This is a genomic window from Kitasatospora sp. NBC_01266 (assembly GCF_036242395.1).
Classification (GTDB): Bacteria; Actinomycetota; Actinomycetes; order Streptomycetales; family Streptomycetaceae; genus Kitasatospora.
The window spans coordinates 3,112,727-3,125,851 of record NZ_CP108458.1 but is presented as its reverse complement, the minus strand read 5'-3'; the positions used below and the strand labels follow the sequence as shown (position 1 = coordinate 3,125,851).

The 13,125-nt window shown below is 72.8% G+C and carries 8 protein-coding genes and 1 tRNA gene; 2 read left to right on the top strand and 7 right to left on the bottom strand.

The window, feature by feature from the left end; all coding sequences use genetic code 11:
* Positions 1-63 precede the first annotated feature (63 nt).
* Together OG403_RS13225 and pgi are read left to right on the top strand one after the other, a co-directional pair.
* Positions 64-1,644: a Na+/H+ antiporter gene (locus OG403_RS13225; RefSeq protein ID WP_329564279.1), complete on the top strand. Its 1,581-nt coding sequence runs from the start codon at positions 64-66 to the stop codon at positions 1,642-1,644.
* Positions 1,645-1,782: 138 nt separating this feature from the next.
* Complete coding sequence (gene pgi, locus OG403_RS13220) at positions 1,783-3,438, top strand: glucose-6-phosphate isomerase (RefSeq protein WP_329564278.1); 1,656 nt, start codon at positions 1,783-1,785, stop codon at positions 3,436-3,438.
* A 75-nt stretch (positions 3,439-3,513) separates the two neighbouring features.
* On the opposite strand, the gene OG403_RS13215 is transcribed toward pgi, so the two are convergent.
* The 7 genes from OG403_RS13215 to OG403_RS13185 all read right to left on the bottom strand — a co-directional run bounded on the left by OG403_RS13215 (position 3,514) and on the right by OG403_RS13185 (position 13,087).
* Positions 3,514-7,197: a glycosyl hydrolase 2 galactose-binding domain-containing protein gene (locus OG403_RS13215; protein ID WP_329564277.1), complete on the bottom strand. Its 3,684-nt coding sequence runs from the start codon at positions 7,195-7,197 to the stop codon at positions 3,514-3,516.
* Between the two features lie 199 nt (positions 7,198-7,396).
* Positions 7,397-7,470, bottom strand: a tRNA-Lys gene (locus tag OG403_RS13210).
* Between the two features lie 30 nt (positions 7,471-7,500).
* Complete coding sequence (locus OG403_RS13205) at positions 7,501-8,169, bottom strand: bifunctional DNA primase/polymerase (protein WP_442911063.1); 669 nt, start codon at positions 8,167-8,169, stop codon at positions 7,501-7,503.
* A 145-nt stretch (positions 8,170-8,314) separates the two neighbouring features.
* A complete protein-coding gene (locus OG403_RS13200; RefSeq protein WP_329564275.1) occupies positions 8,315-8,662 on the bottom strand; it encodes a hypothetical protein in 348 nt (115 codons plus the stop codon).
* A 155-nt stretch (positions 8,663-8,817) separates the two neighbouring features.
* Positions 8,818-10,266 carry an AAA family ATPase gene (locus tag OG403_RS13195; protein WP_329564273.1) on the bottom strand — a complete coding sequence of 483 codons (1,449 nt, stop codon included), beginning with the start codon at positions 10,264-10,266 and terminating at the stop codon, positions 8,818-8,820.
* Positions 10,263-11,834 (bottom strand): hypothetical protein, encoded by a 1,572-nt coding sequence (locus tag OG403_RS13190; protein WP_329564271.1) that lies wholly within the window; start codon positions 11,832-11,834, stop codon positions 10,263-10,265. The genes OG403_RS13195 and OG403_RS13190 overlap by 4 nt, the downstream gene beginning before the upstream one ends.
* Positions 11,831-13,087, bottom strand: coding sequence for a hypothetical protein (locus tag OG403_RS13185; protein ID WP_329572288.1), 1,257 nt, complete (start codon positions 13,085-13,087; stop codon positions 11,831-11,833). The genes OG403_RS13190 and OG403_RS13185 overlap by 4 nt, the downstream gene beginning before the upstream one ends.
* Between the last annotated feature and the right edge of the window lie 38 nt (positions 13,088-13,125).

Below are 13,125 nucleotides of genomic sequence, written 5' to 3'. Positions count from 1 at the left end.
ACCAGGTCCGTCCTTGTTTGTCATATCTACACTCACTCTGTCCGTACCGGAGAGGATTCGCCCGTGGGCCAGCTGTCCCTGCTCTTCCTGGTCCTGCTCGCCTCCGTGGTCACCATGCCGCTGGCCCGCCGCACCGGTATCCCGCAGCCCGTCCTGATGACCGTGCTCGGCCTGGTGATGGCGGTCGTCCCGCAGATCCCCAACGTCGCGGTCGATCCCGGGCTGATCCTGCCGCTGGTGCTGCCCCCGCTGATCTTCGCGGTGGCCAGGCGCGCCTCGCTGGTCTACTTCCGGGCCAACCTGCGGGCGATCCTGCTGCTGGCCGTCGCACTGGTGGTGGTCACCACCACCGTGGTCGCCGTCGCCTTCCACCAACTCGCGCCCGCCCTGCCGGTGGCCGCCGCGGTGGCGCTGGGCGCGCTGGTCTCACCGCCCGACCCGGTGGCCGCGGTGGCGGTGGCCGGCAGTGTCGGGCTGCCCCGGCGGCTGGTGGCGATACTGGAGAGCGAGGGGCTCTTCAACGACGTCACCGCGATCGTGGTCTACTCGCTGGCCGTCGAGGCGGTGGTGGACGGCGACTTCTCGGTGCCGCACGCGCTGCTGCGCTTCGTGCTCTCCGCGGTGCTGGCGGTGGTGGTGGGCGTGGCGCTCGGCTGGCTGGCCGCCAAGGTCGCCGGGCTGCTCGACGACCCCACCCAGCAGGTGGCGCTCAACCTGCTGGTGCCGTTCGCCGCCTACACGCTGGCCGAGGAGCTCGAAGGATCGGGCGTGCTGGCGGTGGTGGTGGTCGGCCTCTACCTGGCGGACCGGGCGGCCGACGCCGACGACGTCTCCTACCGGCTGGTGGGCAGCGCCTTCTGGGACGTGGTGGAGATCCTGATCACCGGTGTCGCCTTCGGCCTGATCGGCCTGGAACTGGCAACCGTGCTGAAGGACGCCGGGTCCGGCTGGCATTCGATGATCGGCGAGGCGGCCGCGGTGATCGCCGTGGTGGTGCTGGTCCGGCTGGTCTGGCTGCTGCCGGCGGCCTGGATCTCCAAGCGGCTGAGCCGGGGTGAGGACGACGTGCCGATCAGCTGGCGGGAGACCGTGGTGCTCTGGTGGTCGGGCATGCGCGGGGTGGCGACGGTGGCGCTCGCGCTGGCCATCCCGCTGACCACGCACGCCGGTGACGACTTCCCCGGGCGCGGGCGGATCGTCTTCACGGCGTTCAGCGTGGTGCTCTTCACCCTGCTCGCGCAGGGGCTCTCGCTGCCCTGGCTGGTCAGGCGCCTGGGCATCGACCCGCATCTCGACCTGCGCGAGCAGCAGGAGCGCCAGTTGTGGTGGCGGGCCGCGCGGGCCGCGCTGGGCCGACTCGCCGAGTTGGAGGAGGAGGACCGGCTACCGGTCGAACTCGTGGAGAAGCTGCGGGTCCGTCAGCATGACCGGCTCGCCCGGCTCTGCCCCGAGCAGTACGAGGAGGAGGAAGCCGCCGAGGCCCGCCAGCGGGTCGCGGGGCTGCGCAAACTCCGCTCCTTGGAGCAGGAGTTGCTGGCCGCCTCACGGCGCGAGATGGTCCTGGCGCGCGGCGAGCCGGGCGCCGATCCGGAGCTGGTGGACCAGGTGCTGCGCGGACTGGACCTTCGCTCGGACCGGAATTGACGCCACTGCGTCAGGTGCTGGTGACGCCAGTCGCCCTGACAGTTACGTAGGCTGAAAGCGAGCGACGACGACACTGCGCGCCGGTGCCTGTCTCTCCGGGCCCGCGTACCGCTTCCAGACCGATTTCAGGAGATACCGATGCCCCAGGCCGACGCCCGTACCCCCCTGGACCGCACCCCGCAGTGGGCCGCTCTCGGCAAGCACCGGGAGGAGTTCGGCGACCGGCACCTGCGTGAGCTGTTCGCCGCCGATCCCGAGCGCGGCAGCCGCTACACCCTGCAGGTCGGCGACCTGTTCCTGGACTACTCGAAGCACCTGGTCACCGACGAGACCCTGGACCTGCTGCGCGAGCTCGCCGCGGCCACCGACGTGTTCGGCCTGCGGGACGCGATGTTCCGGGGCGAGAAGATCAACGTCACCGAGGACCGCGCCGTCCTGCACACCGCGCTGCGGGCCCCGCGCGGTGCGGTGATCGAGGTGGACGGCGTCAACGTGGTGCCCGAGGTGCACGCCGTCCTGGACAAGATGGCCGCCTTCTCGAACCGGGTGCGCAGCGGCGAGTGGAAGGGCCACACCGGCAAGCGGATCCGGCACGTCGTCAACATCGGCATCGGCGGCTCCGACCTCGGTCCGGCGATGGCCTACGAGGCGCTGCGCGCCTTCGGCCAGCGGGACCTGACCTGTCACTTCGTCTCCAACGTCGACCCCGCCGACCTGCACGAGGTGGTGCGCGGCCTGGACGCGGCCGAGACCCTCTTCATCGTCGCCTCCAAGACCTTCACCACCATCGAGACCGTCACCAACGCCACCTCGGCGCGCGACTGGCTGCTCGGGCAGCTCGGCGCCGGCCAGGAGGCGGTGGCCAAGCACTTCGTGGCGCTCTCCACCAACGCCCAGGGCGTGGCCGACTTCGGCATCGACGTCGCGAACATGTTCGAGTTCTGGGACTGGGTCGGCGGCCGGTACTCCTACGACTCGGCGATCGGCCTCTCGCTGATGATCGCCATCGGCTCGGAGCAGTTCCAGCAGATGCTGGACGGCTTCCGCCTGGTCGACGAGCACTTCCGCACCGCCCCCGCGGCCGAGAACGTCCCGCTGCTGCTCGGCCTGCTCGGCGTCTGGTACGGCCAGTTCTTCGACGCCCAGTCGCACGCGGTGCTGCCCTACTCGAACTACCTGTCCAAGTTCACCGCCTACCTGCAGCAGCTGGACATGGAGTCCAACGGCAAGTCGGTCCAGCGCGACGGCAGCCCGGTGGGCTGGACCACCGGGCCGGTGGTCTGGGGCACTCCCGGCACCAACGGCCAGCACGCCTACTACCAGTTGCTGCACCAGGGCACCAAGGTGATCCCGGCCGACCTGATCGCCTTCGCCAAGCCGGTCGCCGACCTGGCCCCGGAGCTGGTCGGCCAGCACGACCTGCTGATGGCCAACTTCTTCGCCCAGGCGCAGGCCTTCGCGTTCGGCAAGACGGCCGAGGAGGTCCGCGCCGAGGGCGTGGCCGAGTTCCAGGTCCCGCACCGCACCTTCCGCGGCAACCACCCGACCACGGCGGTGCTGGCGAGCGAGCTGACCCCCTCGGTGCTCGGCCAGCTGATCGCGCTCTACGAGCACAAGGTCTTCGTGCAGGGCGCGATCTGGAACATCGACTCCTTCGACCAGTGGGGCGTCGAGCTCGGCAAGGTGCTGGCCAAGCGGATCGAGCCGGTGCTGCTGACCGGTGAGGGGATCGCGCAGCTGGACAGCTCCAGCGCCAACCTGGTGGCCAAGTACCGCTCGCTGCGCGGTCGCTGACGCAGCGCGCGGGCCCCGGATGCCACTCGGCATCCGGGGCCCGGCTGTTGGACCGGCCAGCAGACTGACGCTGCGTCAGGACGTCTGCAGCGCCGTGTCGTCCAGCACGAAGCTGGTGGTGCCGCCGTTGGCGTCGGTCTCGGTGCCGGTGAACCTCAGCGTCACCGTCCGTCCCGCGTAGGCCGACAGGTCCGCGGTGTGCTGCGTGTAGCCGGAGTGGGCGTCCAGGTTCGAGAAACTTCCCACCGTGCCCAGCACGTTGCCGCTGGTGTCGAGCACCTGCACCTGCAGCGTGTCATCGGCCTTGCCGCTGGTGCTCTCCGTGGTGTCGACGTGCAGCCAGTAGGAGAGGGCCGCCGAGCAGCCGGTCGGGATGGTGACGCTCTGCGCGAGGGTATCGGTGTCCGCCTTGCTGTCACCGTCCAGCCAGGCGTCCCAACTGCCGCTGTGCGTGGGCTCGTCGGCCGTGTCGTCGTTGATCGGCGAGGAGCCGGTGGTCGAGGACTGGGTCCACGGCGCGGTCTTGCTCCCGTTCTCGAAGCCTGGATTGCCGAGCAGTTGGACCGGGGTGCAGCCGCTGCCGGCCGGGGTGACGGTGAGCGTGTAGCCGGCGCTGTGGCTGCCGGAGGCGGCCGTGCCGGTCACCGTGATCGGGTAGCTGCCGGCCGGGGTGCTCGCCGAGGTCGCCACGGTCAGCGTCGAACTGCCGCCCGAGGTCACCGAGGTGGGGTTCAGCGTGAGCGTGGCGCCGCTGGGCGCGCCGGTGGCGGACAGCGCCACCGGCTCCGCGCCGCCGGCGGTGACCGCGGTGGCCACGGTCGCGGTCGCGGTGGAGCCCGCCGCCACCGAGCCGGTGGCCGGGGCGGCCTGCAGCGAGAAGTCGCTGGTACCGCCGGTCGCGGTGCCCGCCACCACGTCGATCTTCGGTGCGTTCCAGCCGGAGAGGCTGACCACCGGCGTGGCGCCCTGCAGGTCCGCCGAGTTGTAGCTCGCGGTCAGCGTCTCGGACTCGCCCGGCCAGAGCGTGACGTCGTTGTCGTTCCAGATCGAGGACTGCAGCTCGTTGTCGCCGGACAGCTCGGTCCCGCTCGCGGTGCCCCGGCGGATGTCGGCCCGCAGGAAGAAGCCCACGGTCGGGGTGGTCGAGGTGTTGGTGACGGTCACCGTCACCAGCCTGTCGGCGCCGCCACCGGCCCCGGTCTGGTCGCTGGTGCTCGCGGTGGCCGAGATGCCTGCCTGCGGCAGGCTCTGCAGCGCCTTGAGGTTGGCGTAGGAGGTCATCGTGGACTGCGGCTGGCCGATGCTCTTCGACCAGTTGACGGCGTCCGGCGTGGTGGAGTTCCAGTAGACGTTGCGGTCCACCAGGGTGCCGTTCTGCTTCACCAGCAGTTCGACGAAGTAGACGGTGTTGGCGGCGGTCGGCAGCTTCGGCTTCAGCACGGCGTTCGCCACCTGCTGGGAGGAGAGGGTCAGACCGCTCGCGGTCTGGTCGTCCAGCACGGCGCCGGCCGTGTTGTAGACCTTGGCCTCCACGCTGACCCCGGACCGGCTCTGGCCGCCCAGGTTGTCCAGCGTCACCGTGTTGTTGTCCAGCGCGTAGAGCGCGTGCAGCGGCCGGTTGGCCTGCTGCGCGCCGAAGTACGCGCCCGCCTGGTCGCCGTCGTTGTTGTAGAGCGACCAGAGCAGGGTCGGCCAGCCCTTGTTCAGCTGCCAGTAGACGGTGCCGGTGGCCGGCGCCGTGGTGTTGGTGGAGTGGTCGATGAACGCCTCGAACTGGGCCCGGGTGTCCTCGTAGTTCTGGACCTGCGCCTCCTCGACGTACTGCGCCAGGCTGGACGGGGCGCCGTACCGGTCGGTGATCGCGGTGTCGAGGTTGTAGTTGGTGCCGAAGTGGTAGTTGGTGTGCGAGGTGCCCTCGTAGTTGTCGTGGTACTGGTTGGCACTGGGGGACTGCCAGAGCGCGGCCTGCTCGGCCGGGGAGAGGAAGCGCCTGATCGAGTCGAGCGTCGGGATGGTGTTGCCGCCGCTCTGCTCGCTGTCGTAGCCCCAGGAGCCGCCCGCGTTGGTCAGCGTCGAGTCACCGCTGTCGTAGTGCGAGGTGTCGTACCAGTAGTTCGGCGGCACCCAGTCGTACGGGCCCTCCTTCTCGCCGGAAGTCCCCAGCTGCGGGCTGGAGTTGTACTCGGCGGAGGAGATGAACGGGCCGCTGTAGTCGGCGGCCGCGAAGCCCTTCAGGGCCAGCGTCTCCTGGCCGGCGGTCGGCGCGTTGTCGCTCCACTGGAAGCTGAAGACGCTCGGGTGGTTGCGCAGCGTCTGGCCGAGGGTCTGCGCGGTCAGCTGGTAGAGCGACTGCTGGGCGCTGGTGTAGCTGGCGGCCTCCCAGAAGTCGCAGCACTGGTAGCCCGCGTTGACCAGGATCCCGGCCGCGTCCATCTGCTGGTACCAGTCGTCCGGCATGAAGTGGCCTTCGAGGCGCACGGTGTTGACGCCCATCGCCTTCAGCAGCGCGATCTGCTTCGTGGTGTCGGCCGGGTCGTAGCGCAGGAACAGGTCCGGGTCCCAGCCGCCGCCGCGGATCACCAGCGGAGTGCCGTTGATCTTGAAGGCTCGCACTCCGTCCGGCGCGGCGGTGGAGGCGCCGGTCAGGTAGGAGTCGACGGTGCGGATGCCGAAGGTCTCGCTGGTGGAGCCGAGCGTGCTGCTGTTCTGCGCCACCGCGGTGGCCAGCGTGTACAGCGGCTGGGCGCCCAGCTGGTAGGGCCACCAGATCTGCGGCCGGGTCAGGTTGATGGTCGCGAAGGTCACCGTCCGGGTGGCGCCGGCCGGCACCGTCACGCTCTGGCTCACCGTGATCGGCGTGCCGCCGCCGGGCGGGGTGACGGTCGCGGTCGCCGTGCCGGTCTGCGCGGTGGACGAGGTGTTGGTGACGTCGGTCTTCACGGTGAGCGCCGAACTGCTCAGGTCGGCGGCGGTGTTCTGGACGACGTGCGCGTTGCCGTCGACCAGCGGCCCGCCGGTCTGCAGCTGGACCGGGAACTGGATGCCGGTGTTGTTGTCCGGCGGGATCTGGGTCCAGTCCACGTTGTCGACGGTGAGCATGTTGTTCGGGTTGTTCGGGTGCACGTCGATCGCCAGCGAGTTGGTGCCGGCGGTCAGCAGCTTGGTGATGTCGAAGGCGTTGCGCGCGTAGCCGCCGGTGACGTCGGCCGCGGCGGCCACCTGGCTGCCGTTCACCCAGACATCGGCCGCGCCGATCACGCCGTTCAGCACCAGGGTGGCGTCCTGCCCGGCGGGTGGGGCGGTGAAGTCGGTCCGGTACCACCAGGGGACGTTGAACGGGGCGGGGGCGCTGTCGCCGACCGCGCCGAGCTGTCCGAAGCAGCTCTTCATCGTGGTCGAGCTGAAGATGTTCGGGCAACTGCCGTTCTGCAGGAGTGCGTTGATCTCGGTGCCGGGAGCCCCGCCGCCGTCGTCGGCCACGTTCAGCCAGCCGGCGGTGCTGAAGCCCGGGGTGGAGATCTGGCCGCCGGACTGGGTGGCGGTGGCGCTGGTGAGCACCTTCCAGCCGTTGGCCGCGCCGAGGTTGGTCAGCGCGGTGGAGCCGGTGGCCGGATCCTTGAACTTGGTCACGGCCGGCGGAGCGCTGGTGGGGGCCGGCGTGCTGGGGGCGGTGGGGGTGGCGCTGGTCGGGCGCACGGTCAGGGCGAGCAGGCCCAGCGCGGCGACCGCGGTCGCCAGCGCGCGTCTCGGGGGTGCCATGGCGGGCTCCTATAAAGTTAGGAAACTTTACTTATGAGCACTGGCAAAGTACTGGCCCCGCCCGGCGGGGGTCAACGGGTCTGCACCGGGCGTCTGTCGGAAGGCGCCGGTCGGGAAACGCCGGTCGGAAGGCGCCGGTCGGGAAACGCCGAGAGGCCCTTCGCTCAGAACTCTGAGCGAAGGGCCTCTCGGCTGTCGGTGCGCCGCCAGGGACTCGAACCCCGGACCCGCTGATTAAGAGTCAGCTGCTCTAACCAACTGAGCTAGCGGCGCCTGCTGACAGAGAAAACTGTAGCAGCGGGCTCAGGCCGAGCCAAAATCGAATACCGCGGCGGGTGCCGGCGCGGTGCCGGCGCCCGCCGGCTGCCCGGTGTCCCGCCCGGCGACCTGCTCGGCATCCCGCCCGCGCGCGGCCCGGACGCAGGCCCAGAGCAGCACGTCGGCGCCGGGCAGCCAGGGTTCCCGGGTGTCCGGGGCGACGATCCAGCGGCCGGTGCCGAGACCGGGCGCGACCGGCCGGTCGAGCAGCCGGCGCACCGGCGGCACGGTCACCGCGTCCCCTCGGCCGTGGCAGAGCAGCGGCGGCACGTCCCGCGCCCACTCCTCCCAGGCCAGCAGCCGACGCAGCCGTGGCGCCGCACCCGGCTGGACGAAGAGCAGCGTGCGCCCCCGGTGCTCGGCCACCGGTCCACAGCCCGGCCCCGAGGACCACAGTTCGTCCAGCACCCGCCGCCCGAAGAGCACCGGCAGGCTGATCACGTCGAAGGCCTTCCCGCACGGCAGCACGGTCGGCGCCCAGGGGCGCGCCTCCCAGAGTGCCCGCAGGCTGCGCGGATACTCACTGGCCGAGGCCAGCCAGGCCTCGCCCGCAACGGTCAGGTGCTCCACGGAGTGATGCGTCCAGATGTCCACGCCCAGCAGGTTGCTCCGCTCGGTGAGCGGAGCGCAACGAAACCGGGATTCGCCGGACAGCGCGGGGGCGAGCGGCGTACGCTTCCCCGCCGCATATGCCAGCGGCCAGCCGTGGCCCACCGCGGCCCGTTCGCCCGGCTTGCTCCTCCGGCGCCCTGGCCTGGCTCTCTGCCTGGCCTGAGCGGCTGACTCCCGCGGCCTGCCGCTAGCTCTCGCCGGCTCCGCGCTGGCGCAGCAGGCCGCGGCCGTACTCGACCATCCGGGTCGCGTAGTCCGCCGTCCAGTCCGCCCGCGCCGCGACCTCGGCCGCCGAGAGCGCGTCGAACCGGCGCGGATCGGCCAGTTGGGCCGCCGCGATCGCCTGGAAGTCGGTGGCCCGCTCGGCCGCCGCCCGGAAGGCCAGCGCCAATTCGGTCGACCTCTTCAGCAGTTCGGCCGGGTCCTCGATGCTCTCCAACTGGAAGAACCGCTCCGGTTCGGCGACCAGGGCATCGGGCTCGAAGAGCAGCGGAGCCGGACGCAGGCGGCGCGGCGGATCTTGGCGATCGGGCATGCGAGAACACCTTCGCTAGCGGGGACCGACTGCATGACGGTCGGTGGGCGGCCGTCGTCCATTGTCGCTCGCGTCCCACCCATCGCGGAACGGTGCCTGCACCGGCACTCGTCGCCGCAGTACGCCGGGGCGCGCGCCCCGGCCGCCGGCCGGCCCTACGAGCCGCGCACCCGGTGCTCCGCCAGGTGCTGCAGCACCCGGTAATTGGCCTCCCAGCCGTCCGGGAACTGCGCCCCGACCCGCTCCAGCAGCCCGATCACCTCCCCGCCCAGCCGCCCCTCCCACCCGGCCGGGATCCGCATCGCACTGCCCAGCTGCACCGGATCGGTGGCCGGGTGCTCGTCCAGCAGTTCGGGGATCCCGGCCCGCGCCACCACGATGCAGGCGTGCCGGTGCCGCGAGGCCAGCACGCACAGCCGCCCGGTCTCCAGGTGGAAGGCGGTGGCGTCCGGGCGTCCGGAGAGCGGATGCAGCACCACCGTCACGTCGTACTCGCGCCCCTGCAGCCGGTTCGCGGTGTCCACGCTGACGGCCGGGCCGGCCGTCGGGTCCACCGGGACGCCGAGGGCGCCGAGCGCCGCGCGGACCGCCGCCGCCTGGTCGCGGTGCGCGGTGCCGACCGCGATCCGCCCGGCGGTCAGCGGCACCCGGCCCTGCTCGGAGGTGGCCACCAGGCCGCGCTCCAGCAGCCGGCGGACCAGCGCCGCGACCGCCGCCACCGCCTGTGGATCGGTCCGCACGGTGTGCCGGGCGGGCAGCTCCAGCAGTGCCCAGCCGTACTCGGCGGCCTCGTCGATCGTCGCGTCCACCGCGCTGCCGTCCGAACGGACGCCCGGCAGCAGCAGCCGGTCGCCGGGACCGGTCCCGGAACGGAACGGCGTGAACGGGTAGAAGGCGTCCGAGATCAGCGGCGCCGCCGAGGCGGGCAGCCGCCAGGAGACCGGCAGCCGGTGCGGCTCGATCGCCGGATTGTGCGCCAGTAGCGTGACCACCGCACTGCCCGACGGATCGTAGGACAACCCGCTCCACTGGTCGGTGCCGACCACCGTGAACGGGTCCAACTGGCCCGGATCCCCGACGAAGAGCGCCCGCTCGAAGAGCCGGGCCACCGCGAGCAGCGCGTCCGAGCGCATCTGGTACGCCTCGTCCACGATCGCGTGCCGCCACGGCTCGACGTCCTTGACCCACTGCCACTTGGCGGCGGTGGAGACCACCACGTCCAGCTCCAGCAGATCGCCCGGCTTGCTGCTCGCCGTCACATTCGGGTGCCGCAGTGCCTCGGCGGCCGGGCGGGCCTCACCGCTGTGCAGCCGGCCGATGGTCAGCTCGCTGCCCTTGGTGGCCAAGCGGTCGACCAGATCGTCCACCTGACTGTTCGTCTGGGCCACGATCATCAGCCGCTCGCCCGCTCCGACCAGCTCCCGGGCGGCCTTCACCACCAGCGTCGACTTCCCCGCGCCGGGCGGTGAGTCGACCACCACGCCGCGCGGCGCGCCGGGGGCCGGGTGGACGGTGGCGGCCAGGATCGCCGCCACCGCCGCGTCGGCGGCGGCCGCGGGGGATGGCGGCGTGGACGGGGTCAGACGGCTCACAGTGCTGCTCATGCCCACTCTTCGGGGACGGGAGTCGAACTCCGGGCGGCCGACGGGGGACCGCCATGCGTCCACGGCGTGTCATCCGGCTCCGGCAGCGGCGCCGACTGGCGCGGGGCGAGCTCGAACAGGGTGAAGGTCACCGGCTCGCCGGGCTGCGGCAGGCTGCCGGGTTCGGGCTCCTTCCGGCGGCCCATGCCGTTCAGCACCCGCACGGTGATCAGGCCCGCCGCCGCGTCGAAGGCGACCACCTCGGCCTTCTGAGCGCTCGGCCCGGACGCCCGGTGCACCTCGCGGCCGAGGTCGGCGTGCGGCCGGTCGATGGTGCGCACGGTGAGCAGCGGTCTCGGCTTCGGCGTCCGGCCGCTGGTGTCGTAGGCCGGCTCCAGCTCCGTCACCACCCCGCTGAACGCCTCGCCGGCCAGCCGGCGCTCGGCCATCGCCAGCGGATCGTCCAGCGCCTCCTGCACCGCGACCCGCACCTGCTCGCGCTCGCGCTGCGCGAGCTTGCGGGCCGCCGTGACCGCGTCGTCCACCCGGGGCTGCGGCGGCTCGCCGGCCGCCAGCCGGTCCCGGTGGCCGGTGTAGGACCAGCGGTCGCTCTCCCAGCGCTCGGCCAAGTGCCCGCCCGGCGGCAGCGCGCGCAGCAGGTCGAGCCCGCGCCAGACGTCCGTCCAGGTCGGCAGCAGCACCTGCGACAGCACCCGCCGAAGATCGTCCACGCAGGCCGCGAGTTCCACCGCGGCGTCCGCGCGCTGCTGCCGGACGGCTGCCTGGGCCGCGTCGTAGCGCGCGATCGCGGGCGCCAGCAGCTTCTCGTCGAACCGGGGATCGGTGGCGGGGCCGGCCGGCGGGTGCAGCAGCTGGCCGTGCGGGTCGCGTGCCGTCTCGGCCAGTTCGGCGGCCGCGGCGCCGGTCAGGCCGTCCGGCGGCTGGTGCCAGGCGAGCTGGGCGGCCAGGTGCTGGTCCTCCAGCAGGCTCTGCCCGGTCGCCCAGTGCCGGGCCAGCAGCGCGGTCATCGGCAGCAGCAGGCTCGCGCCCGGCACCTGGGCCCGCTCGGTCAGATGGGTCAGCCAGCGCCCCAGCAGCGGCACCCGGGGCGGCGCCGGGTACGGCCCGGGGTCCGGGTCCTCCGCCGTGCGCCGGAACCTGGTGGCCCGCCCGAGCAGTGCCAGGTGCCGCACCGAACCGACGTTCGGGACGATCAACTGCGGTGCGTCCAGGCACAACTCACGGGTGGTCAGGGTCTTCTCGCCGGTGGCCGGGTCCTTCTCGGAGCCCTCGATCAGCTCGACCGCCTCGGCGAACGAGTCCAGGTACGGCAGCAGGTCGTCGGCCAGCGCGGTCAGGAACTCGGCCCGCCGCTCCCGGTTGAGCGGCTGCGGCACGATGTGCAGCCGGGGCTCGGTCCGGTCGGTGCCGAGCAGCACGGCCAGCGGCGCGCCGTCCTCGGCCGCCGTGGCGAGCGGGACCAGCACCATCGGCCGGTCCGCGAGGTGGCGGTGGCACACGGTGGCCAGCGGCTCGGCGTGGCCGCTGCGGATCGCCTCCAGCCGGGCCAGCGTGGTCAGCAGGCTCATCCGGCCGCCCCGGTCGGCGCGGCCGGCGCGGCCGTCCCCGCCAGCGCCTCGGCGCGCAGCACGGCCGCGTACCGCAGCCGCGCGGCCGCCGGGTCATCACCTGCCGGATCCTCGCCCGCCGGGCCCGCATCCGTGGCCGGGCACTCGCCGGCGCCGCAGGCCGTCAGTACCGCCGCCACCGTGCGCAGGTCGCCCAGATCCGCCCTGACCCCGCGCCCGATCTGCTCGACCGAGCCGGCCGCGCGCGCCTGCGCCCGGCAGTGGAAGCCGAGTTCGCAGGCCGACAGGCACTCGGGGCCGTAGCTCGCCGCCACCTGGTCCACCGCCGCGGTCAGCTCCGCGACCGGTCGGGTCGGCTGCCCGGTCGGGTCCGGCGCCAGGTCGAAGCTGATGCCGGGCGGCAGCGCGTCCAGCAGCTCCTCGATCCGGGTCAGCCGGGCCAGCGCCCGCCTGGTGGTCGCCAGTTCGCGCCGGACATCGATCGCGGCGGCCACCGGCTGCTGGCCGAAGTCCTTGGGGCAGACCAGCAGCACGGTCAGCTCCGGGCTGCCGGGCAGCCCGGGATCCCGCAGCCCCGGATCCCGCGGCACCGCACCTTGGACGCCCCCGTCCTGGCCGGCCGCCTCCTGCAGCGCCAGCACGTAGACGGCGGCCTGCCGGGCAGCCGCGCCCACCTTCGCGGGATCGGCCGAACCGTCCAGCACCGGGAAGGACTTGATCTCCACCACGGTGCACCGGCCGCCGCGCACCAGCACCGCGTCCGGCTCCAGATAGGCGGACGCACCGGCCACGGTGAGCCGCAGCATCGGATGGTCGAGCAGCGTCCACAGCGCGGGATCGGCCAGCGAGGCGGCGACCGCCTCGGCCAGTGCCTCGGTGGTGCGCGCGGCTCGCACCGCCGGGCCCGAACGCGGCAGCAGGTCCGGGATCTCGACCCGCTCGCCGTCGCCCGGCGGCAGGCCGAGGTGGCGGCGCAGCGGGTCCAGCAGCGCGGCGCAGTCGTCGGCCTTCAGCCGGGCCTCGAAGACCGTGCCGCGGGCGATCGCGAACGGGGAGCGGCCGAACGGCGCGGGGCGGCCCAGGCGCCCCGCCACGGCGCCCTTGTCCACCCCGGCGGCATCCAGCACGGCCCGGCGGCGGCAGCCGGGGTTGGCGGCGAGGGCGGCCAGCGCCCGGGCGTCGAGCCCGCGCTGCTCGGCCCCGCCACGCAGCGCGGCCAGCCGCCGGGCCTGATCGGTGAGCGAGACGTTCATGGTGTTCGCCAGTCTCGCACCCGCCGCTGACAACGCGG

Excerpts from the sequence above, each read along its gene's own strand:
- OG403_RS13215 (WP_329564277.1), bottom strand. The coding sequence starts at position 7,197 with ATGGCACCCCCGAGACGCGCGCTGGCGACCGCGGTCGCCGCGCTGGGC.
- OG403_RS13185 (WP_329572288.1), bottom strand. The coding sequence starts at position 13,087 with ATGAACGTCTCGCTCACCGATCAGGCCCGGCGGCTGGCCGCGCTGCGT.
- OG403_RS13200 (WP_329564275.1), bottom strand. The coding sequence starts at position 8,662 with ATGCCCGATCGCCAAGATCCGCCGCGCCGCCTGCGTCCGGCTCCGCTG.
- OG403_RS13190 (WP_329564271.1), bottom strand. The coding sequence starts at position 11,834 with ATGAGCCTGCTGACCACGCTGGCCCGGCTGGAGGCGATCCGCAGCGGC.
- pgi (WP_329564278.1), top strand. The coding sequence starts at position 1,783 with ATGCCCCAGGCCGACGCCCGTACCCCCCTGGACCGCACCCCGCAGTGG.
- OG403_RS13195 (WP_329564273.1), bottom strand. The coding sequence starts at position 10,266 with ATGAGCAGCACTGTGAGCCGTCTGACCCCGTCCACGCCGCCATCCCCC.